The 22861-nt window shown below is 70.7% G+C and carries 22 protein-coding genes; 14 read left to right on the plus strand and 8 right to left on the minus strand.

Features of this window, described 5'->3' with window-relative positions; all coding sequences use genetic code 11:
• Positions 1 to 33 precede the first annotated feature (33 nt).
• Positions 34 to 1107, plus strand: a complete 1074-nt coding sequence (gene dapE, locus Afe05nite_RS02880) for a succinyl-diaminopimelate desuccinylase (RefSeq protein WP_203815367.1) — start codon at positions 34 to 36, stop codon at positions 1105 to 1107.
• A gap of 4 nt (positions 1108 to 1111) precedes the next feature.
• Here the strand turns inward: dapE and Afe05nite_RS02885 are convergent, their stop codons facing one another.
• A complete protein-coding gene (locus Afe05nite_RS02885) occupies positions 1112 to 1288 on the minus strand; it encodes a hypothetical protein (protein ID WP_203815368.1) in 177 nt (58 codons plus the stop codon).
• Positions 1289 to 1481: 193 nt separating this feature from the next.
• Between Afe05nite_RS02885 and Afe05nite_RS02890 the strand changes: the two genes are divergently transcribed.
• From Afe05nite_RS02890 to Afe05nite_RS02905, 4 genes are all read left to right on the plus strand, one after another.
• The gene (locus Afe05nite_RS02890; RefSeq protein WP_203815369.1) at positions 1482 to 2261 is read left to right on the plus strand and encodes an LOG family protein; all 780 of its coding nucleotides are present in this window, start codon (positions 1482 to 1484) and stop codon (positions 2259 to 2261) included.
• 1 nt (position 2262) lies between these two features.
• Complete coding sequence (locus Afe05nite_RS02895; protein WP_203815370.1) at positions 2263 to 2817, plus strand: LOG family protein; 555 nt, start codon at positions 2263 to 2265, stop codon at positions 2815 to 2817.
• A gap of 134 nt (positions 2818 to 2951) precedes the next feature.
• Positions 2952 to 6911 (plus strand): ATP-dependent helicase, encoded by a 3960-nt coding sequence (locus tag Afe05nite_RS02900; RefSeq protein WP_438867554.1) that lies wholly within the window; start codon positions 2952 to 2954, stop codon positions 6909 to 6911.
• Positions 6908 to 10306 carry an ATP-dependent helicase gene (locus tag Afe05nite_RS02905; protein ID WP_203815372.1) on the plus strand — a complete coding sequence of 1133 codons (3399 nt, stop codon included), beginning with the start codon at positions 6908 to 6910 and terminating at the stop codon, positions 10304 to 10306. The genes Afe05nite_RS02900 and Afe05nite_RS02905 overlap by 4 nt, the downstream gene beginning before the upstream one ends.
• On the opposite strand, the gene Afe05nite_RS02910 is transcribed toward Afe05nite_RS02905, so the two are convergent.
• Complete coding sequence (locus tag Afe05nite_RS02910; RefSeq protein WP_203815373.1) at positions 10274 to 10681, minus strand: pilus assembly protein CpaE; 408 nt, start codon at positions 10679 to 10681, stop codon at positions 10274 to 10276. The two genes, Afe05nite_RS02905 and Afe05nite_RS02910, sit on opposite strands and share 33 nt — an antisense overlap.
• 223 nt (positions 10682 to 10904) lie before the next feature.
• Between Afe05nite_RS02910 and cspE the strand changes: the two genes are divergently transcribed.
• Entirely contained in the window at positions 10905 to 11108 is a 204-nt protein-coding gene (cspE, locus tag Afe05nite_RS02915) for a transcription antiterminator/RNA stability regulator CspE (protein WP_203815374.1), read from the plus strand.
• Between the two features lie 79 nt (positions 11109 to 11187).
• Here the strand turns inward: cspE and Afe05nite_RS02920 are convergent, their stop codons facing one another.
• Positions 11188 to 11901 carry a lysophospholipid acyltransferase family protein gene (locus Afe05nite_RS02920; RefSeq protein ID WP_438867474.1) on the minus strand — a complete coding sequence of 238 codons (714 nt, stop codon included), beginning with the start codon at positions 11899 to 11901 and terminating at the stop codon, positions 11188 to 11190.
• A gap of 132 nt (positions 11902 to 12033) precedes the next feature.
• Between Afe05nite_RS02920 and Afe05nite_RS44455 the strand changes: the two genes are divergently transcribed.
• Both Afe05nite_RS44455 and Afe05nite_RS02925 read left to right on the plus strand, forming a co-directional pair.
• Positions 12034 to 12156: a hypothetical protein gene (locus Afe05nite_RS44455; RefSeq protein ID WP_275407437.1), complete on the plus strand. Its 123-nt coding sequence runs from the start codon at positions 12034 to 12036 to the stop codon at positions 12154 to 12156.
• A 43-nt stretch (positions 12157 to 12199) separates the two neighbouring features.
• Positions 12200 to 13087: a hypothetical protein gene (locus Afe05nite_RS02925; RefSeq protein ID WP_203815375.1), complete on the plus strand. Its 888-nt coding sequence runs from the start codon at positions 12200 to 12202 to the stop codon at positions 13085 to 13087.
• Here Afe05nite_RS02925 and Afe05nite_RS02930 read toward each other — a convergent pair.
• The 4 genes from Afe05nite_RS02930 to Afe05nite_RS02945 are packed head-to-tail and all read right to left on the minus strand — an operon-like array spanning position 13074 to position 16396.
• Positions 13074 to 14012: an ABC transporter permease gene (locus Afe05nite_RS02930; protein WP_203815376.1), complete on the minus strand. Its 939-nt coding sequence runs from the start codon at positions 14010 to 14012 to the stop codon at positions 13074 to 13076. The two genes, Afe05nite_RS02925 and Afe05nite_RS02930, sit on opposite strands and share 14 nt — an antisense overlap.
• Positions 14002 to 14793, minus strand: a complete 792-nt coding sequence (locus tag Afe05nite_RS02935; RefSeq protein WP_438867477.1) for an ABC transporter ATP-binding protein — start codon at positions 14791 to 14793, stop codon at positions 14002 to 14004. Before Afe05nite_RS02935 ends, Afe05nite_RS02930 begins: the two co-directional genes overlap by 11 nt.
• Positions 14794 to 14811: 18 nt before the next feature.
• Positions 14812 to 15921, minus strand: a complete 1110-nt coding sequence (locus Afe05nite_RS02940) for an ABC transporter substrate-binding protein (protein WP_203815377.1) — start codon at positions 15919 to 15921, stop codon at positions 14812 to 14814.
• 43 nt (positions 15922 to 15964) lie between these two features.
• A complete protein-coding gene (locus tag Afe05nite_RS02945; protein ID WP_203815378.1) occupies positions 15965 to 16396 on the minus strand; it encodes an RrF2 family transcriptional regulator in 432 nt (143 codons plus the stop codon).
• Between the two features lie 186 nt (positions 16397 to 16582).
• On the opposite strand from Afe05nite_RS02945, the gene Afe05nite_RS02950 reads away from it, so the two are divergent.
• The 6 genes from Afe05nite_RS02950 (at position 16583) to Afe05nite_RS02975 (ending at position 22555) form a co-directional block, all read left to right on the plus strand.
• Complete coding sequence (locus tag Afe05nite_RS02950; RefSeq protein ID WP_203815379.1) at positions 16583 to 17890, plus strand: M16 family metallopeptidase; 1308 nt, start codon at positions 16583 to 16585, stop codon at positions 17888 to 17890.
• Positions 17887 to 19200 (plus strand): M16 family metallopeptidase, encoded by a 1314-nt coding sequence (locus Afe05nite_RS02955; protein WP_203815380.1) that lies wholly within the window; start codon positions 17887 to 17889, stop codon positions 19198 to 19200. The genes Afe05nite_RS02950 and Afe05nite_RS02955 overlap by 4 nt, the downstream gene beginning before the upstream one ends.
• Complete coding sequence (gene nudC, locus Afe05nite_RS02960; protein WP_239117506.1) at positions 19197 to 20159, plus strand: NAD(+) diphosphatase; 963 nt, start codon at positions 19197 to 19199, stop codon at positions 20157 to 20159. Before Afe05nite_RS02955 ends, nudC begins: the two co-directional genes overlap by 4 nt.
• Positions 20160 to 20261: 102 nt before the next feature.
• Positions 20262 to 21155 (plus strand): phytanoyl-CoA dioxygenase family protein, encoded by an 894-nt coding sequence (locus Afe05nite_RS02965; RefSeq protein WP_203815381.1) that lies wholly within the window; start codon positions 20262 to 20264, stop codon positions 21153 to 21155.
• A 90-nt stretch (positions 21156 to 21245) separates the two neighbouring features.
• Positions 21246 to 21659 (plus strand): hypothetical protein, encoded by a 414-nt coding sequence (locus Afe05nite_RS02970; RefSeq protein WP_203815382.1) that lies wholly within the window; start codon positions 21246 to 21248, stop codon positions 21657 to 21659.
• Positions 21656 to 22555 carry a hypothetical protein gene (locus Afe05nite_RS02975; RefSeq protein WP_203815383.1) on the plus strand — a complete coding sequence of 300 codons (900 nt, stop codon included), beginning with the start codon at positions 21656 to 21658 and terminating at the stop codon, positions 22553 to 22555. The genes Afe05nite_RS02970 and Afe05nite_RS02975 overlap by 4 nt, the downstream gene beginning before the upstream one ends.
• Before the next feature lie 53 nt (positions 22556 to 22608).
• On the opposite strand, the gene Afe05nite_RS02980 is transcribed toward Afe05nite_RS02975, so the two are convergent.
• Positions 22609 to 22851 carry a mycoredoxin gene (locus tag Afe05nite_RS02980; protein ID WP_203815384.1) on the minus strand — a complete coding sequence of 81 codons (243 nt, stop codon included), beginning with the start codon at positions 22849 to 22851 and terminating at the stop codon, positions 22609 to 22611.
• Positions 22852 to 22861 lie beyond the last annotated feature (10 nt).

Raw genomic sequence — 22861 nt, forward strand, 5'->3', positions numbered from 1 at the left:
GGCCATTCACCCTGGCCCGGTATGGTGCGCCCTATGGCCAACCCGCTTACCCCGGACGTTCTGGCGGACCCGGTCGCGTTGACCCGCGCCCTGGTCGACGTCGAGTCCATGTCCCGCAACGAGAAGGAGATCGCCGATTACGTCGACGAGGTCCTGCGGCAGATCCCGCACCTGAGTGTGGACCGGCTCGGCAACACGGTGATGGCCCGGACGGATCTCGGGCGGGAACAGCGGGTGGTCCTCGCGGGTCACCTCGACACGGTCGCGATCAACGACAACTTTCCATCGACTGTAGTCGATGATCTCATCTACGGCTGCGGCGCCTCCGACATGAAGTCCGGCACCGCGCTGGCCCTGCACCTGGCCGCCACGCTGCCCGACCCCGGCTACGACATCACCTACCTCTTCTACGAGGCCGAGGAGATCGAGTCGAGATACAACGGTCTGGCGCTGGTCGCCGAGTCCCGGCCGGAGTGGCTGCTCGCCGACTTCGCGGTGCTGCTCGAGCCGACCTACGGCGTGGTCGAGGCGGGCTGCCAGGGCACCCTGCGGGTGTCGGTGCGCACCACCGGCCGGCGGGCCCACACCGCCCGCGCCTGGCGCGGGGTCAACGCGATCCACGCGGCCGGCGAGGTGCTGCGGCGGCTTTCGGATTACCGGCCCCGCACGGTCACTATCGACGGCTGTACGTACCGGGAAGGCCTGAGCGCGGTACGCGTCTCGGGTGGCGTGGCCGGCAACGTGGTGCCCGACGAGTGTGTCGTCGAGGTCAACATGCGGTTCGCGCCGGATCGCACCGAGAAGCAGGCGCTCGAACACGTGCACGAGATCTTCGACGGTTACGAGCTGGAGCTGACCGATTCGGCACCCGGCGCACTGCCCGGTCTCACCGCCGCGCCGGCCCGGGAGTTCCTCACCGCCGTCGGCGCCGAGCCGGCCGCGAAGCTGGGCTGGACCGACGTGGCCCGGTTCGCCGCGCTGGGCATCCCGGCGCTCAACTACGGCCCGGGTGACCCGCTGCTGGCGCACGCCCCGGACGAGCACGTGGAGATCGGCAAGATCCGGGACGGTGCGGCCACGCTGCACCGATGGCTTGCGTCTGACTGAGAGGTCAGATGGCCGACGCCGACACCCGGCCGATGGCCCGCAGAGCCTGGGGCGGGATCTCCACCGTGCGTTCCGGATCACTGGCCTGGGCGGCGCGAGCCACCCGGCGCTCCTCGACCACCAGCTGGATGCGCCGCTGCATGCGACGCTGCGCCTTCAACTGCTCGTGTCGGTTCGTCACGGTGGCTCCTCTGCCCAGGAGCCCGGATGGTGACCGGGCGCCGTGCTTGCCGTCGATTTCGGTAACAGTACAGACGCTTCAGAGCTACCGTCCGTTGCTTCAATCTGGCAAAAAGGCAAGCCGGTCGCAATCCTCTTACCGAAACCCAACCGGTTATTCACCGGTTACTGACCGTCCGCACTACCTTGGTGGCATGACGGACAGCACCAACGGGCGACGGCGGGTGGGGGCGGAGCGTCATCGCGGAGCGGTCACACTCCGCCGCGAGTCCATCCCGCCGAGCACCGCCGACGAGAAACTGCTCGACTCCCATCACCGCGGCGAGTGGAAGACCAAGGACGCCTGGCGGGCCTTGCGCATCCTGTCCGAGTTCGTCGAGGGCTTCGACACCCTGGCCGACCTGCCGCCCGCGGTGAGCGTCTTCGGCTCCGCCCGCAGCACCCCCGACAGCCCCGAGTGCGAACTGGCCGCCGATCTCGGTGCCGCCCTCGCCGAGGCGGGCTACGCGGTGATCACCGGCGGCGGGCCGGGCGTGATGGAGGCGGCCAACCGGGGCGCCACCGAGGCCGGCGGCATGTCGGTGGGCCTCGGCATCGAGCTCCCGTTCGAGCAGGGCCTCAACGACTGGGTCGACATCGGCATCGACTTCCGCTATTTCTTCGTCCGCAAGACCATGTTCGTCAAGTACGCCCAGGCGTTCGTCGTCCTGCCCGGCGGGTACGGCACGCTCGACGAGCTGTTCGAGGCGATCACGTTGGTGCAGACCAAGAAGGTCACCCGCTTCCCGGTGATCCTGATGGGCGTCGACTACTGGACCGGCCTGCTCGAGTGGATCAAGTCGACCCTGCTGAAGGGCGGCAAGATCAGCGAGGCCGACCTGGAACTCATCCAGGTGACCGACGACGTCGACGAGGCGGTACAGATAATCGTGGACGCCGACGCGGCACTCGCCGAGGCCAACGGGAACCGGTGACATGGCTGCCATCTGTGTGTTCTGCGCGTCGTCCAGCACCCTCGAACCGAAGTGGCTCGACCTGGCCACCCGTACCGGAAATGAATTGGCCGCCCGCGGGCACAGCCTCGTCTCCGGGGGCGGCTGCGTCGGCATGATGGGCGCCGTCGCCGACGGCGCCCGAGCCGGCGGGGCGCACACCCTCGGGGTGATCCCGCAGTCCCTGGTCGACCTCGAGGTGGCCGACATGTCGTCGGACGAGCTGGTCGTCACCGCCGACATGGGCGCCCGCAAGAACATCATGATCGAGCGCTCGGACGCGTTCCTCACGCTGCCCGGCGGCCTCGGCACGCTCGACGAGTTGTTCGAGGTGTGGACCACGGCCACGCTCGACCTGCACGCCAAGCCGATCGTGCTGCTCGACCCGGACGGCTTCTACGACGGCATGCTGCGCTGGCTGGACCAACTGGCCGACACCGCGTTCGTGCGGACGTCGGCGCTGGAGAAGGTCGTGATCGCCAAGTCGATCGGCGCCGCCCTCGACGAGATCGAGGGGCGTCTGAGCGCAACCGGGTGACCACGCCCGCCGGATGAATCGCGCCGGGTGGGTGTCACCGGACCGCCCCGCGAAGAACGTCGTACCCCCGTGGTTTCCTAGATGCCGTGAGCGCGCCGGTCAGCAACCCAGCGGTGCGCCGGCCGGCCTACCGCCTGGTCCGGCGCCCCCGGCCGGCCGTGCCCACGTTGCGCCCCGACGAGCTGCAGCGCTATGTGGCGGGCCACGTCGACGGTCCCCTCCTGGTGATCGGCGGCCCCGGCACCGGCAAGACCACCACGCTCGTCGAGTCGGTCGCCGCCCGCATCGCCGAGGGTGTCGACCCCGAGCACATCCTGGTGCTGACCTTCGGCCGCCGGGGGGCGACCGCCCTGCGTGACCGCATCGAGGCCCGCATCGCCGACGACCCCGGCCGCATCGTGCACGAGCCTTTGGTGCGCACCTTCCACGCGTACGCGTTCGCTCTGCTGCGCCGAGCCGCCGCCGAACGAGGTGAGCCGTCCCCGCGCCTGCTCACCGGCCCCGAGCAAGACCTGATCATCCGTGAACTCCTGCAGGTCGTCGGGGACGACGAGGCCACCGACGAGATCAACTGGCCGGAGTCCCTGCGCCCGGCCCTGCCCACCAAGGCGTTCGCCCAGCAGCTGCGCGACCTGATGCAGCGAGCCGCCGAGCGCGGTGTCGACGCCGCCGAGCTGGCCCGCATCGGCGAGCGGGTGGGCCGAGCCGACTGGCCCGCCGCCGCCCGCTTCCTGCGGCAATACGTCGCGGTCCTGGCCCTGCGCGACGTCACCACCCGCGGCTCGGCCGCCTACGACCCGGCCGAGCTGGTGCGAGCGGCATCCGGCCTGCTCGCCGACGACCCGTCCCTGCTGGCCGCCGAGCGTGACCGCCTGGCCTACGTCTACGTCGACGAGCTGGCCGACACCGACCCCGCCCAGATCGAGCTGCTCCACCTGGTCGCCGGCGGCGGCAAGCCCCTTGTCGCATTCGCCGATCCGGATTCCTCGATCTACGGCTTCCGCGGCGCCGACCCGACAGTGGTCTCCTCCTTCCCCCAGCATTTCCGCACCGCCTCCGGCGCCGTGGCCGAGGTGATCACCCTCCACACGAATTACCGGGCGACGCCCCCGCTGCTGACCTCCACCACACTCGTGGCCCGCCACATGCGAGGCCCGATCAAACACCGCCCGATGCACCCCCCACCCCCGGAGCCCCCCACCCCTCCACCCGCTCCGCCACCTGCTGGCCCCGCTCCTGCTTCGCCCGCCCCTGCTTCGCCCGCATCCACTGGACCGGTCTCCTCGGCACCCGGTGAGCCCGCCTCGACCCCACCGGGCCGGCTTGCGGCGAGCGGCGGGAGTGCGCTTGCGGTCGACGCCGGCCGGAGCGATCCGACCGCCGGCGCTGGGGCTGGGACGGGGGCGGCGGTGGTGCGGACCTTCCGGTCACCGACCGCGGAGACTGCCTATGTCGCGCATGCTCTGCGCGAGGCCCACCTTCTCGATCGGATTCCATGGTCGCGGATGGCGGTGGTGCTTCGGTCCACCTCGTTGCAGCTGCCCTCCATGCAGCGGGCGCTGGCCGCCGCCGGCGTGCCGACCGTGACGCACGCCGAAGACCTGCCGCTGCATCTGCAACCAGCGGTGGCGCCGTTCCTGCTTCTCCTTCGGTGTGCGCTGCAGCCTGAGCTGCTCGATGAGGAAGCCGCCGTCGCTCTGCTGCACTCGCCGCTCGGTGGCGCCGATCCGCTGGCCGAACGGCGGCTCCGCCAGGGGCTTCGGGCGCTGGCGCTGGCCGCGGGTGACCGGCGGCCGTCCGGCGAGCTGCTGGTCGACTCGGTGCGTGACCCGGCCGGGCTCGACATGGTGGAACGCCGCTGGGCCAAACCGGCACAAACCGTGGCCCGACTTCTGGCCACCGCCCGCGAGGCGGCCGCCGCTCCGGGCGCGACAGCCGAGCAGGTGCTCTGGACGGTCTGGCAGGAAAGCGGACTCAACGAACGCTGGTACGGCCTGAGCACCCGCCCGCTCGCCTCCGACGATCCCGATGCCGGGCGGGCACGGCAGTGGCGAGCCGAAGCCGCCGACCGTGACCTCGACTCGATGGTGGTGCTGTTCGACGCGGCGGCCCGGTTCGTCGACCGGCTGCCCGGCGCGCGTACCGAGGTCTTCCTCGACCACGTGCTCGGCCAGGACCTGCCGGCCGACTCCATCGCCCCCAGCGCCGACCGTGGCGAGGCTGTCCGGCTGCTCACCGCGCACGCCGCCAAGGGCCTCGAGTGGGACGTGGTGGTGCTGGCCGGCGTGCAGGAAGGCATCTGGCCCGATCTGCGACTGCGCGGCAGCCTGCTCGGCTCCGAGCGGCTGATCGACTACCTGGCCGGCCGGGCCACCAGCGGCCCGGCCGCCGTCGTCGGCGAGACGTCCGCATTGCTCGACGAGGAGCGCCGCCTCTTCTACGTAGCCACCACCCGAGCCCGCCGCCAACTGATCGTCACCGCCGTGGCCTCGGCCGGCGTGGGCGGTTCCGAGGGCGAGGAACAGCCAAGCCGCTTCCTGACCGAGCTGGCCGTCGCCATCCCCGGCCGCACCCCCGACTCCCCGGGCGCCCCGGGCCCCGACACCCCGCCCCCACCCGACCCATGGGACACCGACCCGGACGGCCCGACCGACCCGGACGGCCCGACCGACCCGGACAGCCCCGACGGTCCGGTCGGCCCTGGCGGCCCGAACAACTCGGCCGGCCCAGCCGGCCCCGGCGGCCCGGACAACCCGGACGGCCCGGTAAGCCCCGCTGACTCGGCCGGCCCGAACAATCCGGTGCGGGCGGAGGAGGCCTCGGCGGGGCGGGATGACTCCTCGGGTCCGGGCTCGCCGGCCGTCTCGGTCGAGACCGATCCGTGGGAGCTGGACCCGGATGGGCGGCCCGCGTCGGACGGCCCGGAGCGGGCGGTGGGAAGCGATCCGGGCCGGGTGGACAAATCGCCCGCGGTGGCCCTGGTCGGGCCGGACGGGCGGGAGCATGTCGTCGAGCCGGGGCCGGGGGAGAGCTCGGAACCGCCGGTCGGGGGCGGGGATGCGGCGTCGGCGGTGACGGAGCGGGTCGATGCGGCCATCGAGCTTCCGGTCGGGCGGGCGCCACGTGCTCTGACGCTGGCGGGACTGGTCGCCGAACTGCGTACCGTCGTGGTGGCGAAGGACGAGACGCCCAGCCGGCGGCGCGCGGCGGCGGCTGAGCTCGCCCGGCTGGCGGCTTCCGGGGTGCCGGGCGCTCATCCGGACGAGTGGTGGGGGCTTCGGCCGCTCAGTGACGACCGTCCCCTCGTCGACGAGGGGCAGCCGGTCAAGGTCACCCCCTCCTCGATGGAGAGTGCGCTTCGCTGCAGTCTGCGCTGGCTGCTCGAACGTCATGGCGGGTCGGCGCCGGCCGGGCCGGCGCAGGGTGTGGGCAACCTGGTGCACGCGGCCGCGATGCTGGCCGAGGACGCCAACGCCGATCGGGAGAAGCTCGTCGAGTACGTGTCGGCCCGGTTCGACGCCATCGAGCTGGCCGCGCGCTGGCTGGCCGGCCCAGAGCAGGAGCGGGCCCAGGGCATGGTGGACAAGCTGCTTCGCTGGCTGGCCGTCAATCCGCGGCGGTTGCTGGCGATCGAGCACGAGTTCACGGTTCGGCTCGAGGACGAGACGCGGCCCATTCAGCTCACCGGGCGGGTCGACCGGCTCGAGATCGACGAGGAGGGCCGGCTCGTCGTCGTCGACTTGAAGACCGGCAAGAGCACCACTGTGTCGTCGGCCGACCTGGAAGAGCACGCCCAGCTGGCCGGCTATCAGGCGGCGGTGGAGGCGGGCGCGTTCGCCGACTACGGGGCGCAGAGCGGCGGCGCGGCGCTCGTGCAGCTCGGGCCGGGCAAGGATGCACGGGAGCAGATGCAGTTGCCGCTCGCCGAGGCGGTCGATCCGCAGTGGGCGCACGCGATGGTCAAGCGGACCGCTGAGACGATGGCGGCCTCCACTTTCTCGGCCGTGGCCAACAGCCGGTGCCGCGTCTGCCCGGTCCGCACGAGTTGCCCGATTTCCGGCAAGGGACGTCAGGTAGTAGAAGATACGCAGTGACCCAGCCCAGCCTCTTCGCCGACGAACCGGCGGCGCCCCGCCGTCGTGCCGACTCGGGACCGCGCTACACGCCGGCCGAGTTGGCCGGATTGCTGCGCCTGCCGCGGCCCACCGACGAGCAGGAAAAGATCATCTCGGCGCCGGTGCAGCCGTTCCTGGTGGTGGCCGGAGCCGGGTCGGGCAAGACCGAGACGATGGCGTCGCGGGTGGTGTGGCTGGTCGCCAACAATTACGTACGTCCCGACCAGATCCTGGGCCTGACGTTCACCCGTAAGGCGGCCGGCGAGCTGGCGCATCGGGTCCGCACCCGGCTCGGGCAGCTCATCCGCCGGGTGGGCCGCGACGACGCGTTCGCCGGTGAGGCCACCATCTCCACCTACCACTCGTACGCCGCTCGGATCGTCACCGAGCACGGCCTGCGAGCGGGTTACGAGCCGTCGGCGCGGCTGCTCACCGAGGCCGCGCGCTGGCAGATCGTCGATTCGCTGGTCCGTTCCTACACGGGTGAGATGACCGGGGTGAACCGGGCGCCGGGCACGGTCACCGACGATGTGCTGGCGCTCTCCGGTGAGCTGGCCGAGCACCTGATCAGCCCGGACGAGTTGGCCGCCTGGACCGGCCGGTTCTTCGCCGCGGTGCAGGAGATGCCGGGCCGGGTCTACAAGGACGTCGCCGACGTGCTCGCGCGGCAGCGTCACCGGTTGACCCTGCTGCCCCTGGTGCGGCTCTACGAGCAGCGCAAACTGGACCTGGAGGCGATGGACTTCGGCGACCAGATGGCCCGGGCCGCACTGGTGGCCCGCGATCACCCCGAGGTCGGCGAGGTCGAGCGCGACCGGTTCCGGATCGTGCTGCTGGACGAGTATCAGGACACCAGTCACGCCCAGGTGACGATGCTGAACAACCTGTTCGGCGGCGGTCATCCGGTGACGGCGGTCGGTGACCCGTGCCAGTCGATCTACGGGTGGCGCGGGGCGTCGGCCGGCACACTCGACCGCTTCCCCCGAGTTTTTCCGGACCGCTCGGGCGGCGACGCCGAAGTGCTCGGGCTGACCAAGAGCTGGCGCAACCGGCCGCAAATTCTCGAGGTGGCGAACGAGCTGTCCCGGCCGCTGCGAACCGCGGGCGCACGGGTGGCCACGCTGGTCGCGGCGCCGCGGGTGGCGGCCCCGGTCGGTGGCCGTACCGTGACGACGGCACTGCTGGAGACGTACGCGCAAGAGGCTGACTGGATCGCCCACCAGATTCTCACCGCCTGGCGGATCGCGTCCGGCCGGCCGCAGGCCGAAGCCGACGAGATCCCGGTGGAACTGCGCCCGACCAGCGCCGTGCTCGTGCGGGTACGCAGTCAGATCCCGGCGATCGAGCAGGCGCTGCGGAACGCGGGCCTGCCGGTCGAGGTGGTCGGTCTGGGCGGTTTGCTGGACACCCCTGAGGTACGCGACGTGACGTCGACCCTGCGGGTGCTGGCCGACCCGACCGACGGCGCCTCGCTGCTTCGTCTGCTGACCGGGCCGCGCTGGCGGATCGGGCCACGTGACCTGGTCGCCCTGCACCGGCGGGCCCGTGGGCTGGCGGCGGCCCGCGCCGAGGTGGTCAACCGGGTCGATCCGGAGGAGATCGTCGGCGACCGGCTGGACGACGCCACCCTGATCGAGGCGATGGCCGATCTGGGCGCCCCGCAGCAGTTCTCGGCCGAGGGCTATCTGCGGCTGCGGTCGTACAGCCGGGAGTTGAGCGCCCTTCGGCAGCGGCTCGACCAGCCGTTGCCCGATCTGGTCGCGGACATCGAGCGCACCATCGGCCTCGATGTCGAGGTCGCGGTGCGCGGCTGGCACGCCGGGGACGCCGGCCTGGCCCGCGGTCACCTTGATGCGCTGGGTGACGTGGCGGCGCGCTACGCGGGCGAGACCGACGGCGGCACGCTCGCCGGTTTCCTGGCCTTCCTGACCGCGGCCGAGGAGGAGGAGCGTGGTCTCGAACCGGGCCAGGTCGACGTGGTCGAGGGCGCCGTGCAGATCCTCACCGCGCACGCCGCCAAGGGCCTGGAATGGGACGTGGTGTCGGTGGCCGGCCTGGCCAAGGGGGTGTGGCCGGGGCTGACCCGGGGCACCGACCACTACCTGATGGGCATCGGGGTGCTGCCGTTCCCGCTGCGTGGTGACGCGGATGGGTTGCCCGAGCTGGACCTGTCGGAGGCGGTCGACCAGAAGGGTGTGCTGGCCGCGGTGACCGCGTTCGTGCGGGCCTGGCGGGAGCACGACGAGCGGGAGGAGCGCCGGCTCGCGTACGTGGCGGTGACTCGCCCCCGCCGGCTCCTGCTCTGCTCCGGTTACTGGTGGGGGGACGGGGTGAAGCGCCCGCGGGGCCCGTCGGTCTTTCTGGACGAGGTCCGGGCGACCTGCGCGGGTGGTGCCGGGGTGGTCGACGTGTGGACTCCCGAGCCGGCCTCGGACGCGGTCAACCCGGCGGCCACCGAGGCCGAGCCGATGCAGTGGCCGTTCGACCCGCTGGGCCGGCGCCGGCCGGCCATGACGGTGGCCGCCGACCTGATCCGCCGGATGATCGCCGACCCGTCCGCGTCGGCCGCGGAGGCGTTCGCCGAGCTGGCCACCCGTGATCCGGAGATCGCGGCGCGGGCCGGCTTCGCGGCCGAGCTGGTCGGCATCCCGGACGGGGTGGAACCGGACATCGCCCGCTGGCGGCGGGAGGCGAGTCTGCTGCTTGCCGAGCGGGAGGAGAAGGCGCACCACGACGGCCCGCTGGAGGTGGCGCTGCCCGCCCACCTGTCGGTCTCCCAGTTGGTGGTGCTGCGACGTGACCCGCAGGGCCTGGCCCGGTCGCTGCGCCGGCCGCTGCCGCAGCGGCCGGCCCCGCAGGCTCGCCGCGGAACCGCCTTCCACGCGTGGCTGGAGCAGCGGTTCGGGTCGGCCCGGCTGATCGACATCGACGAGCTGCCGGGTGCGGCCGACGAGGACGCGGCGGCCGACGAGGAACTGGCGGCGCTGCAGGAGGCGTTCCTGTCCGGCGAGTGGGCCGACCGCACGCCGTACGAGGTGGAGGTCCCGTTCGCGACGTCGGTGGCCGGGGTGGTGGTGCGCGGCCGGATGGACGCCGTCTTCACCGAGTCCGGCAACCGCTGGGACGTGATCGACTGGAAGACCGGCCGCCGCCCGTCCGGTCCCGAGGCGGAGGCCGCCGCCGTGCAGTTGGCCGCCTATCGGATCGCCTGGGCGTCGCTGGCCGGGGTGCCGGTCAACCGGGTCCGGGCCGGCTTCCACTACGTACGCGAGCAGGTCACGGTGCGACCGGCCGACCTGCTCGACGCGGCCGCGCTGGAGGACCTGGTGGCCGAGGTGCCGTTACTGGTTGATCGAGGCCAGCAGGTGCAGTAGCGCCGCCGCGTACGCCTGCTCCGGGGTCGAAGCCGGGAACGACCGCTCCGCGCCCAGCAGATCGATTTCCGCGGCATAGCCGGCGGCGTCGCGCCGCAGTGCGCGGAAGGTTCCGCCGAGCAGTTCCCGCAACTGGTCCTCGCGCGGCAACCAGGTCGTTTCGTCGATCTCCACGTCGTCCAGAGCCCACTCCGTGGTGCCGTTGAAACCGATCACCTGACCCTCCGGAACCGTGTGCACCTCGATGGTCATATTGCTCAGGACAAAGACCTCTTCGTCCAGGTCACGGTCGGGTATGGCGAAGCGGTCGCCGAGCGCCGGCTTCCATGCCAGACCGGCCTCTTTCAGTCGCTGTGCCAGTTCTATGTTGATCACCGCTGACGCCCTTCTGCCGTGCTACGCTCCGACCGTTGTTCGTTTGGTTCCCAAGTACTTAGGAGCGCCTGTGGGGGAATTTGCCCAGGCGCTCTTTGTCGTAACCCGGGTTTCTCCGGTACGGGCGATCAGTACGGCGACACGAGACTCGGGAAATCCGAGTTTTACTACCACGCTCCCGTCCATAATGGCCGGGAGCGGATTGACCGTCGAGGAGACGAGCATGGTTACCGGCGTTGTGAAGTGGTTCAACGCGGACAAGGGCTTCGGGTTCATCACCCCCGACGACGGCGGCGCCGACGTCTTCGCCCACTTCTCCGCAATCCAGATGTCGGGTTACCGCAGCCTGGAGGAGAACCAGCGGGTGGAGTTCGAGGTGACCCAGGGCCAGAAGGGCCCGCAGGCCGCCAACATCCGCGCGATCTGATCCAGGTTCAGCGTTAAAACGAGAGCGGCGTCGCATCCCGATAGGGCTGCGACGCCGTTTGCTTTCCCCGGCCGAGACCCTAGACGGCCGCTGCCTCCGGCAGCGGCGCCGTGCCACCCATGTGCGCGGGCAGCCACCAGCGATCGTCCGGGCCGGCCGGCTTGTCCGGGTACGCCTTCTGCGCGGCGTCGAGCAGTTCGCTGAGCCGTTCACGCAACGTGACCGTCAACGCGTCGGGCGAGACACCCTTGGGGATCTCGATGGCCTCGCCGACCTTGATGATCACCGGCACGTGCCGTTTGGTGAGTTCCTTCTTGCGGCCCTTGGTCCACAGCCGGTGCGGACCCCAGACCACGATCGGGATCAGCGGCACCTTGGCCGTGCGGGCCAGCCGGACCGCACCCGATTTCAGCTCCTTGACGGTGAACGACTCACTGATCGTCGCCTCCGGGAAGACCCCGACCACCTCGCCGTTCTTCAGGGCGTTGGTGGCCGCCCGGAACGAGGCGGCACCGGCGTCACGATCGACCGGGATGTGCCGCATGCCGCGCATCAGCGGGCCGCTGATCTTGTGGTCGAAGACCTGCTTCTTCGCCATGAACCGGACCAGCCGCTTGGACGGCTGGGCGGCGAGACCGCAGAGGGTGAAGTCGAGGTAGCTCACGTGGTTGCTCGCCAGCACTGCCCCGCCGTCGGTCGGGATGTGCTCGGCCCCATCGATCTCGATTCGCATGTCGAGTGCGCGGAACATCGTCTTGGCTAGGACGATGACCGGGGGATACACGAGTTCCATGGGCAGACGGTAGCGGAACATCCTGAAGATCTGCTGGGCCGGGTGCAACCAGTTCGAGCTTCCCAGCGTCTTACTCGGTGACGCAAATTTCCTGTGCACCAGTTCGCTGTGCACCGCCCTGGGGGGATCCGCATGCGCACCACGACAGCCCGCCGTGAGCTCGGGTTCGTGCTCGGGGTTTCGTTCGTCGGCCTGGCCCTGGTGCTCGTGGTCGTCTTCACCCCGTGGTACGCGTCGGTGCCACTCGCCGGTTGACGCCGTGACGCGATAGCGACGATCGTGGTGTTCACTGGAACCCATGTCCGAGCCGACCTTCTCCTGGCAACAGCCGGGCGGGAGCCTGTCGTCGGGCATGGTCACGGCGCCCGGCCCGCCGCCGGCCACGCCCCCGCCGACTGATCCGCCGCCGTCCGCGCCGAAACCGGAGCCGACCGGGCCGCAACGGCGCCGCAGGCAGATGCTGATCTTCGCGGGCATCGCCGGCGGCATCCTGGCGATCGGTCTGACGGTCATCCTGGTGCTGGTCTTCTCGTCGTCGACGAACCCGTTCAGCCGCAAGGCCGCCGGTCCCGCCGACGTGCGGCCGCCGCTGGCCCGGGCCTGCCCGCCGCCCAACGCGTCCCCGAGTGCGGCGCCCACCCAGGCACCGAGCGTTCAGCCGCCGGAATCAGGCGCGCGGACGGTCGATCCCGACGCCGGCATCTCGTACAAGACCTACGGAGCTCCCTGGGAGCCGTGGAACACCGTCTGGCGGGCCGGGACGCTCGAGGTGCCGTACAAGGTCGGCCAGCACTTCGTGACCGAGACCTACAGCGGCGGGCAATATCACGCGTCGATCCTGTCCGCGGCGGTGCCGGCCACCGACAACGACGGCGGGATCGTCGACCTCGAATGCGTGGGCCGGCAGGTGGCCGCGGATGTGCGCGCGGAGTACTACCCGCAGCCCAACACCATGGAGACGATGCGGGACGGGATGACCACGCTGGGCGGGAAGCCGGCCTACGTGAACGAGTTCCGGTTGCACTTCCGTTCCGAGGGGCTGACCGCCACCGACGAGCTCTCGGCGGTGGCGGTCATCGATGTCGGCAAGCCCTCGGCGGCCGTCCTCTACGTCTCCATCCCGGGGACCCACAAGCAGTTCGACTACGTGATCGACGACGTCTTCAAATCGGTCAGGAGCCCGTGAGGCCCCACCGCTTGCGCAACGCGTTGTCGGCCGCGTTGAACAAGACGTCGATGAAAATGCCGATGACGAGTACGACGATGATGTAGCAGATCACCAGGCTCGAGTCGGACAGGTCCCGGGCCTGCTGCATGCGTACGCCGATGGACAGCGCCCCCGGCACGATGACCAGCAGCTCGCCGGCCATCAGGCTGCGCCAGGAGAACGCCCAGCCCTGCTTGAGCCCGGAGATGAACGACGGCAGCGACGCCGGCAGGATCAGGTGCCGGTATTTCGCGAAGCCCTTCATGCCGAGCACCTGGCCGACCCGCAGCCACGTGCGCGGGACGTAGTCGATGCCGCTGATCAGGCCGTTCGCCACGGACGGGGCGGCGCCGATGATGACCACGAACATGATGGCGCTCTCGCTGATCTGGAACAGCAGGATCGCCAGCGGGAACCACATGATCGACGGCATCGTCTGCAGGCCGGTGATCAGCGAGCCGATCGCGGCCCGCAGCGGCGCGAACCGGGACACCGCGGCGCCGACGACGGTGCCGATCAGTACGGCCAGCCCGAAGCCGGTGACGGCCCGGCGCAGGGTGAGCAGCACGCCGTCCCAGAAGTCGCCGGTCTTGAGGACGTCACCCAGGTCACCGAAGACGGTGCCGGGGCCGGGCAGCACGTAGTCGGGCTTCCATTTCGACCACACCACGATCTGCCAGAGAAGCACCACGATGGCGATGGCCATCAGCTTGGGCCAGGTGTTGCGCCAGATCCGCCGGCCGAGCGTCCCCCGGTCGGTCTGCGGGCCGAGCTCGAGCGCGTCGAGGCCGGAGACCTCGCTGCCCTCGGGGTTCACGCCGACCTTCGCCGGGGTCCGCGGGGTCGCGGTCTCGCCACTGACGCCGTCCAGGCCGGCGCGTGCGGAGGGGTACTTAATTGGCATGGCGGGCGACCTCCGCGCGGAGCCGGTCGGTGATCTCGGCGGCCTGGCCGGAGACCTCGGGCGAGTCGATGCGCCGGGGGCGCTCGTGGGTGATCGGGTAGTCCTCGATCACCTTGCCGGGGCGGCTGCTGAGCAGGATCACCCGGTCGCCGAGCCGGACCGCCTCGCGCACGTTGTGCGTCACGAACAGCACGGTCAACTTCTGTTCCCGCCAGATCCGCTCGAGTTCGTCGTGCAGGATGTCGCGGGTCATCGCGTCGAGCGCGCCGAACGGCTCGTCCATCAGCAGGATGTCGGCGTTCTGGGCGAGGGCGCGGGCCAGGGCCACACGCTGGCGCATGCCGCCGGAGAGCTCGTGCGGCCGCTTGTGGCCGAAGCCGCTGAGTCGCACGATCTCCAGCAGTTCCTCGGCGCGCTTGCGCCGTTCGGCCTTGCCGACCCCCTGCAGGCGCAGCGGCAGCTCGACGTTGCCGGCCACCGAGAGCCAGGGGAACAGGGCGGCTTCCTGGAACATCAGCGAGACGTGCCGGCCGCCGATGTCCAGGGTGCCGCCGGTGATCTTGTCGAGCCCGGCAACCAGCGAGAGCAGCGTGCTCTTGCCGCAGCCGGAGGCGCCCAGCAGGCAGACGAACTCGCCCTGCCGGACGGTCAGCGAGATGCGGTCCAGGGCGAGCAGGGCGTTGCTGCCGGACCCGTACTGCTTGGAGACGTTCTCTAGGCGGACGACCGCGTCCCCGCGGCCGGTCACCGGCCGCGGGGTCTGGGTTTCAACAAGGCTCACTGGCTCTCCCTGCTCGGATCAGGCCGCAGCGTCGCTGACCGTCGGCTGGCCGGCCGTGGTCAGCAGCTGGTTCAGCGCGTTGAGGTCGTAGATGCCCTTGAGGTCGACGGACTTGAGCAGTCCGACCTCCTCGGCGTGCTTGGCGCTGGTGTACAGCGACGCGGCGATCGGGTCGGCGGTGAACGTGAGGTTCTTGAACGCGGCCGCGAGCACGTTGTCCTTCAGCGGCTTACCGCTGAGTGCCGCGATCTGGGCGTTGGCCGCCTTCTGCGCGTCGGCGTCGTTGGACTTGATGAACTCGAGCGCCTTCAGGTGCCCCTGGATCAGCTTGGTGACCGTCCCCGGCGACTTCTTCAGGAAGTCCTGGCTGACGATCAGGTGGGTGGTGACGAACTGGCCGCTCGTGCTGGTCCACAGGTCCTTCTCGTTGACCAGCAGCTTGGCGCCGGCCTCGAGCTGGAACCGGCTCAGGAACGGCTCCGGCAGCCAGGCGCCGTCGATCGAGCCCTGCTGGAAGGCCTGCAACGAGGTGGCGTTGTCCTGCGGGAGGACGGAGACGTCGCCGCCGCCCTGGGCGTTCGCGGTGAGGTTGTTCGACTTGAGCCAGGCGCGCAGTGCCACGTCCTGGGTGTTGCCCAGCTGCGGCGTGGCGATCTTCTTGCCCTTGAGGTCGGCCGGGCCGTTGATGGCCGGCTTGACCACCAGACCGGCCCCGCCCGAGGTGCTGCCCGCGATGATCTTCAAGGACCGGCCCTTGGACTGCGCCCAGCTGTTGATCGCCGGGTTCGGGCCGATGTAGGTGGCGTCGATGGCGCCGGAGATCAGTGCCTCGATCGCGGCCGGGCCGGCGTTGAAGGTCTTCGCGTCGAGCTTGGTGCTGCCCAGCGCCTCGGCGAAGAGGCCCTTGTCGACGCCGACGAGAGCGGGCGCGTGGGTGATGTTCGGGAAGTAGCCGAGCCGGATCGTGCCCGCTTCGGCGCCACCGGACGCGGACGTGGTGGGAGCGCCGTCCTCGTCGTCGTCACCGCAGGCCGCGAGGGCGGACGCGGTCAGCAGAGCGCCGGCGATGGCGAACACACGCCGTCGCGGCAACCCGGCGCCCAGCTGCGGAAAGGTGGGGGAGCTCATCTCACTCCTAGTTCTCAGTTTTTATCGGGGCGTTTGGTGGTTCTTAGTTCTTGATCGGGACGGTGTCGTGCGCCTTGGCGAGTCGGGACAGCTCGGCCATGGTCCTGTGGTCGACGACGCCCTCGATGGCTTCCTCGACGGCCACCCACACGTCGCGAAGCCCGTAGGCCGCGCCGTGGTAGCTGGTGTTGTTGGTGGGGAGCCCGCGGACGGTGGTCAGCGCGCCGCCGACGGCCCGGACGACGTCACCGACCGTGATCTCCGTGGCGGGGCGGGCGAGTGCGTAGCCCCCGTCGACTCCGCGGTGGCTGTGCAGCAGGCCGGCCCGGCGGAGGTCGAGGAGAATTCCCTGCAGGAAGCTCAGCGGGATGTCCTGGGTGGCGGCCAGGCCGGCGGCCTTGACCAGGTGCGGGTGCTCAACCGTGATGGCGAGCATGGCCCGGACGGCGTAATCGGTGCGTGCCGACACGTACACGATCTGGCCCTCCTCTCCGGTCTCCCCGTTCGAAACTCTGCTTTCTCTATCTGATGGATGGGAATAATGGATGAGATAGGAGTGGTAGGTCAAGGCCCGATCCGCATGGCGGGACTCGGGCGGGTGATGTCCGGCTTGGTGACCTGCCGTCGCGACCGGATACACGGAGCGCGCTAATGTCAGGTCGTGGCGCGCAGCAGAAAAATCCCCGCAACGAAGTACCCGGTCGAACGCTTCACGCTGGAGAACGGCTTGCGGGTCGTGCTCACGCCCGACCGCAGCGCTCCGGTGGTGGGGGTGGCCGTCGTCTACGACGTCGGCATCCGGTCCGAGCCCGAGGGGCGCACCGGCTTCGCCCACCTGTTCGAGCACCTGATGTTCCAGGGTTCGGAAAACCTGGAGAAACTCGCCCACTTCCGCCACGTGCAGGGGGCCGGGGGCACCTTCAACGGCTCCACCCACCTCGACTACACCGACTATTTCGAGGTGCTGCCGGCCGGCGCCCTGGAACGGGCGCTCTTCCTCGAGGCCGACCGCATGCGCGGCCCGCGGCTGACCGAGGAGAACCTGCTCAACCAGATCGACGTGGTCAAGGAAGAGATCCGGGTAAACGTCCTCAACCGGCCCTACGGCGGGTTCCCCTGGCTCAAGCTGCCACCGGTGATGTTCGAGACGTTCCCCAACGCGCACGACGGCTACGGCTCGTTCGGTGACCTCGAGAGCGCCACGGTCGACGACGCCAAGGCCTTCTTCGACCGCTACTACGCGGCCGGCAACGCCACCCTCGCCGTGGCCGGTGACTTCGACGTGGCCCAGGCGACCGCGATGATCCAGCGGCACTTCGGCGACGTACCGGCCCGGCCGGCGCCCAAGTTGCCGGATTTCGACGAGCCCGGCCTGACCGCCGAGCGCCGCGACACCTACACCGACCGGCTCGCCCCGATCGGCGGCGTGGCCAGCGCCTGGCGGGTGCCTGACCCGATCGGCGACTTCGCCGACTACCTGCCGTTCGTGGTGCTCGCCGAGGTGCTCACCGATGGCGAGGCGTCCCGGCTGGTCGAGCGGCTGGTCCAGCGTGACCGCTCGGTCACCAGCATCGGCGGCTACATCGGCTTCATGGGCGACGAGTTCGGCGTACGCAATCCGACCGCTCTTCTGCTGCAGGCGCACATGCCGCCCGGCGGTGACTCCGAGAAGGTCCTGCGCACGGTCGACGAGGAGCTCGACCGGCTGGTCCACGACGGCCTCACCCCGGGCGAGCTCGAGCGCACCCAGGCTCGTATCGCCACCCATCTGCTGCGCGACACCGACGCGGTGCTCGGCCGGGCGCTGCCGATGGCCGTGCTCGAGCTCCAGCGCGGGAACCCGGGGCTGCTCAACGATCTGCCGAAACTCATCGGTGAGGTCACCGAGGCCCAGATCGTCACCGCCGCGGCCACCCTGCGCCCCGATCAGCGCGCCACCGTCGAGGTCCTTCCCGGAGCTGCCGCATGAGCACCAAGACCCTGCCCGACCTGGTCCCCGACGCCAAGCTCAAGTTGCCCAAAGAGGTCGAGCGCACGCTGCCCAGCGGGCTGACCGTGATCGCCATCCGGCGCACCTCGGTGCCGCTGGTCGAGGTGCGGTTGCGGGTGCCGTTCAGCAAGGCTCCGCTGCCCCGGGCCACCCTGCTGTCCCAATCGCTGTTCACCGGCACCGGCACGATGTCGAGCGTCGACATCGCGGCCGAGCTGCAGAAGGTCGGCGGCGGGCTGTCCGCCGGCCTCGACCCCGACCGGCTGCTGGTCACCGGCAACGCGCTGGCCGGCGGGCTCGACCGGATGCTGGAGATCCTGGCCGCGGTGCTCACCGACCCGGCCTACCCCAAGCAGGAGGTGGTCACCGAGCGCGACCGCCTCGTCGACCACCTCCAGGTGGCACTCCAGCAGCCGGCTCATCTGGCCCGCACCGCCCTGCTCAAGCGCATGTACGGCAGCCACCCGTACGCGGTGCAGACCCCCGAGCCCGAGCAGATCCGGGCCGTCCGGCCGGCCGGACTGCGCAGCCTGCACGCCGACCGGGTGAGCCCGACCGGTGCCGTGCTGGTGCTGGTCGGCGACATCAACCCGGAGAAGGCGATCGACGCCGCCGAGAAGGCGCTCGGCAGCTGGACCGGCCCCGGCCGCGACGAGAACCTGCCCGCCGCCCCGGCTCTCGAGCCCGGCCCGCTGCTGCTGGTGGACCGGCCCGGCTCGGTGCAGTCCTCGCTGCGGATGGCCCTGCCCGCGGTGCCGCGCACCGACCCGAGCTACGCACCGCTTCAGCTGGCCAACCTGATCTTCGGTGGCTACTTCTCGTCCCGCTGGGTGGAGAACATTCGGGAGGACAAGGGCTACACGTACGGCCCGCACACCTCGATCGAGCACTACCTGGCCGGCTCGGCCCTGATGGTGGCGGCCGAGGTCGCCACCGAGGTGACCGGCCCGTCCCTGCTCGAGACGCTCTACGAGTTGGGCCGGATCGCCAGTCTGCCGCCCCGCGAGGAGGAGCTCGAGCAGGCCCGCCGCTACGCTCTCGGCACCCTGCGACTGGGCATGTCGACCCAGGCCGGTCTGGCCGGGCTGGCGAGCATGTACGCGAGCTTCGGCCTGCGCCTGGAACACCTGCGTGAGCACTCGGCGGCCCTGGCCGGCGCGACGCTCGACCAGGTGGCCGCGGCGGCGGCCGAGTTCATGGCTCCGTCCCGGGCGGTCACCGTCGTGCTCGGCGACGCCGCTCGGATTCAGGCGCCCCTGGCGGCGCTGACCACGATCGAGCCCGCGTGACCATCCCGCCGGAGTTCGCCAGTGACGTTCCGCCGCTGGCCCGCAGCACCCTCGACCGGTCGGCGCTGCGCCGGCGCGACGACGCCTGGTTGGCCGACGCCTGGACGCGTGGTCAGGTGCTCGTCGTCGACCTGACCAAGGGCGGCCGGGCCCTGGTCGCCGACCGGCCGGACGGCGGGGCCGGACTGGTGCTGAGGCCGGCGGCCGAGGTGCCGGGCAGCGAGCACTGGTTCCTCGGGGTCGACCCGGACGGCACCCCGCTCTGGACGGTGGCGGGGCCGTTGCCCGAGGTCGAGGGCACCCGGGCGGCCAGTCTTCGGGACGTCGGGCACCTGCTCGACGATCGGGACGCGGGGCTGTTCACGACCGCGGCCGCGCTCGGCAACTGGCACGCCAGCCACCAGTTCTCGCCGCGTACCGGTCTGCCCACCGAGGTGGTCGAGGCCGGTTGGGCGCGTAAGGACGCCGAGGGCAACACGATGTGGCCGCGCACCGACCCGGCGATGATCGTGCTGGTGCATGACGGCGCCGACGGGCCGGCCGGGCGGTGTCTGCTCGGGCACAACGCCACCTGGGGCACCGCGCCCGACGGGGTGCGCCGCTTCTCCTGCCTGGCCGGTTACGTCGAGCCGGGCGAGTCGGCCGAGGCGGCGGTCTGGCGCGAGGTGGCCGAGGAGGTGGGCATCGGGCTCTCCGCGCTGACGTACGCCGGAAGTCAGTCCTGGCCGTTCCCCGGCTCGCTGATGCTGGGCTTCCACGCCACCGCCGATCCCGACGCGCCGATCCACCTCGACCCCGAGGAGATCGACGAAGCCCACTGGTTCACGCGCGACGACGTGGCCAAGATGATCGCCGGCGATTTCGTTCACGCCGATACGGGCATCAAGATGAGCCTTCCTATGCGATCCTCTATCGCGTTCTACCTGATTGAGACTTGGTTGGGCGGTTTCGGCCGATAACGGATCGATATTGCTCGAAGTAGAGAAGTTTTCTGCTTCCGGAGTAACCAAAACGGGCCTCGACCGCGTCTCGAAAGACAAAGACCGAGAGGTGGATATTCGATGACGCAGGTGGAAGCGCCCGCATGGACCTCCATGACGGAGGACGAGCGTGCCACGTTCGACCGGGATGGCATCCTCGTCGTGCCCGGGGTGCTCAGCGAGAGCGAGATCGAGAAGGGGCAGAGGGCGATCCAGGGCGCGTACGAGCGGGCTCAGGAGCCCGGCGGTCACGGGCTCAACGCGACCGGCGCCCTGCACCAGCTCTCCGCGGTGACCTCGGTCCCCGAGCTTGCCTACCTGATCGACCACCCGACCGCGTTCAAGTACATCTGGTCGCTGCTGGGGTGGAACATTCACATCTACCACTCCCACGTGGACGTGCACCCGCAGATCCACGAGAAGCAGAAGGAGTGGTGGCACTGGCACCAGGACGGTGGCCGCCAGAACCGGGAGATCGAGACCGACCCCCGCCCGATGTTCTCGGTGAAGCTGGCGTTCTGGTTCTCCGACGTGAGCGAGACCGGTCGCGGCAACTTCACGGTGATCCCGGGCAGCCACAAGACCAACTGGCTCCCCGGCCCGCCGAGCCGTGGCGTGCCGTGGCCGCAGCCCGAGGGTGCCACCCAGATCACCGCCAACCCGGGTGACCTGGTCGTCTTCGACCGGCGCATCTGGCACGCCCGCTCCGACAACTACTCGCCCGTCACCCGCATGGGCGCGTTCTTCGGCTACACCCCGCGCTGGATCGCCGGTCGTGACGACACCGCCGGCCTGCCGCAGCAGGAGTGGTTCGACGGCCTCAACCCGGTGCAGAAGCAGCTGCTCGGCCACTGCCCCGAGGGCGACGGCAGCGGCGACCACGCCTGGGGCCACTACCCGGAGACCACGCCGCTCTACGGCGCTCTCAAGGAGCGGGGTCTGCTCGACTCCAGCATTCCGGCTCTCATCCCGTAGGGCCCTTTCACCGGTTAGAGTCCGCATGTGGGGCAAACCGGGACATTAGACAAAGCAGCGACCGCGGCGGGCCGGCTCATCCTCGAGGCAATGGGGGAGGAGCGCCCGGCGCGGTCGCTGTCTCGTCTCAACGACTCACCACGAGCCGTCCGCCTGCTGCGCGAGCTGTTCACCGTGGCGGTCCGCCGCAGTTTCGTCGGCCGTGATCCGCGAGATGTCACGCGGTACGTCCGCGACCTGCTCGAATATCAGACGCTGCCGGCCGGGGGCGAGCTCGCCCGCCAGGCCGAGGCGATGATCCGCGGGGCCATCGGCGAGCCGGAACTGGCGCACGGGGTGCCCGAGCTGCGCCGCTTCGAGCTGATCTGCCACGTGATCGGCGACCTGACCCGGCCGCCCGGCGTGCCCGCGGCCGAGCTGTTCGCGCTGGTCGACCAGGCCGAGAAGCGGGTGGCCCGCTTCGACCGTCCGCGCAACCGTGTCGTCGGCCGGAGGTCGATGTGAGCAAGAACCGTCGCCGTTCCACGCAAAGCACCGCCGCGATCCGGGAGCAGCTGAGCGACACCGCCGGTACGTCGCCGACAGTGGCCGGGGGCCGTCGCCGATCACTCCAGCCCACTCCCGCGGCACCGTCGCTCGCGGCCGACGCGATCGAGGAGCCGGCGCCCGGCGCGAGCAACGGCCGCCGCCGGTCGATCCCGCCGGCCGAGGCCGATCCGCACTGGGACGCGGAGGGGAACCGTCGCTCCGCAGCGGCGGAACCGCCGGCCGAGCGGGGCCGGCGTCGCCCCGCGCAGGGACAGCCGGAGGGCGCCGGCGCGCAGCCCCGGCTGGACCCGGCTGAGCCGGAGCGCGCGGGCCGAGGCCGCCGCCGGTCGGCACCGGATGCCGGGACGGCCGCGCCGGAGCCGAGCGCGGAGCACACCGTCGGGGCGCTCTCCGGACAACTGCCGCACGGCACGGAATACCGGGCCGGCGAGATCTCCACCGAGGCCGGGCGTTACCTGCGGCGGGCCGCGCGGGACGACGCGCCGGCCCGGTTCGGTGCGCCCACCGGTGCGGTGGACGACGCGGCCCGACAGGTGTGGGAGATCGCTTTCGGTCTTGTGGTGCGACGTCGCTTCGAACCGGACTCGCCGCTCGCCGAGATCAGCCGCACCGTGGCGACGGCGGTGCACGAACACGCGGCGGCGGGGCTGCCGGCACTCGACGCCGAGATGCTCGTGCGCCACGCGCTCGGCGAGATCGTCCCGGTCGGCGACCTTCCCGGCGACGTCCTGGTGGCCGTGCACCTGCTGCTCTTCGCGTCGATCGCGGACGAGTTGGCACTCGGTGACGAGGAACTCGACGCGATCGTCGCGGAGGCCGAGGAGAAGGTGTCGGCCCTCGTTCCGGCGTGAAGACGAAGACCCCGCTCACGACGTACGTGAGCGGGGTCCTGATCTTGCAGGGGTTACGCGGCGAGAGCCGCGAGGTGTTCCTTGACCTGGATGATCGACGGGTTCGTCAGCGCCGAACCGTCGTCGAACTTCAGGGTCGGAACGGTCCGGTTACCGCCGTTGACGCTCTGCACGAACTCGGCCGACACCTCGTCCTGTTCGATGTCGACGACGTCATAGGCGATGCCCTCCCGGTCCAGCTGCGACTTGAGTCGGTGGCAGTAACCACACCAGGACGTCGAATACATGGTCAACATCGGTCAGGAT

The sequence above is a fragment of the Paractinoplanes ferrugineus genome, assembly GCF_016862195.1.
GTDB lineage: Bacteria > Actinomycetota > Actinomycetes > Mycobacteriales > Micromonosporaceae > Actinoplanes > Actinoplanes ferrugineus.

What these genes read in the sequence shown, in the direction of transcription:
- dapE (WP_203815367.1), top strand. Translation starts at nt 34, where the DNA reads ATGGCCAACCCGCTTACCCCGGACGTTCTGGCGGACCCGGTCGCGTTG.
- Afe05nite_RS02890 (WP_203815369.1), top strand. Translation starts at nt 1,482, where the DNA reads ATGACGGACAGCACCAACGGGCGACGGCGGGTGGGGGCGGAGCGTCAT.
- Afe05nite_RS02895 (WP_203815370.1), top strand. Translation starts at nt 2,263, where the DNA reads ATGGCTGCCATCTGTGTGTTCTGCGCGTCGTCCAGCACCCTCGAACCG.
- cspE (WP_203815374.1), top strand. Translation starts at nt 10,905, where the DNA reads ATGGTTACCGGCGTTGTGAAGTGGTTCAACGCGGACAAGGGCTTCGGG.
- Afe05nite_RS02920 (WP_438867474.1), bottom strand. Translation starts at nt 11,901, where the DNA reads ATGGAACTCGTGTATCCCCCGGTCATCGTCCTAGCCAAGACGATGTTC.
- Afe05nite_RS44455 (WP_275407437.1), top strand. Translation starts at nt 12,034, where the DNA reads ATGCGCACCACGACAGCCCGCCGTGAGCTCGGGTTCGTGCTCGGGGTT.
- Afe05nite_RS02925 (WP_203815375.1), top strand. Translation starts at nt 12,200, where the DNA reads ATGTCCGAGCCGACCTTCTCCTGGCAACAGCCGGGCGGGAGCCTGTCG.
- Afe05nite_RS02930 (WP_203815376.1), bottom strand. Translation starts at nt 14,012, where the DNA reads ATGCCAATTAAGTACCCCTCCGCACGCGCCGGCCTGGACGGCGTCAGT.
- Afe05nite_RS02940 (WP_203815377.1), bottom strand. Translation starts at nt 15,921, where the DNA reads ATGAGCTCCCCCACCTTTCCGCAGCTGGGCGCCGGGTTGCCGCGACGG.
- Afe05nite_RS02955 (WP_203815380.1), top strand. Translation starts at nt 17,887, where the DNA reads ATGAGCACCAAGACCCTGCCCGACCTGGTCCCCGACGCCAAGCTCAAG.
- Afe05nite_RS02965 (WP_203815381.1), top strand. Translation starts at nt 20,262, where the DNA reads ATGACGCAGGTGGAAGCGCCCGCATGGACCTCCATGACGGAGGACGAG.
- Afe05nite_RS02970 (WP_203815382.1), top strand. Translation starts at nt 21,246, where the DNA reads ATGGGGGAGGAGCGCCCGGCGCGGTCGCTGTCTCGTCTCAACGACTCA.
- Afe05nite_RS02980 (WP_203815384.1), bottom strand. Translation starts at nt 22,851, where the DNA reads ATGTTGACCATGTATTCGACGTCCTGGTGTGGTTACTGCCACCGACTC.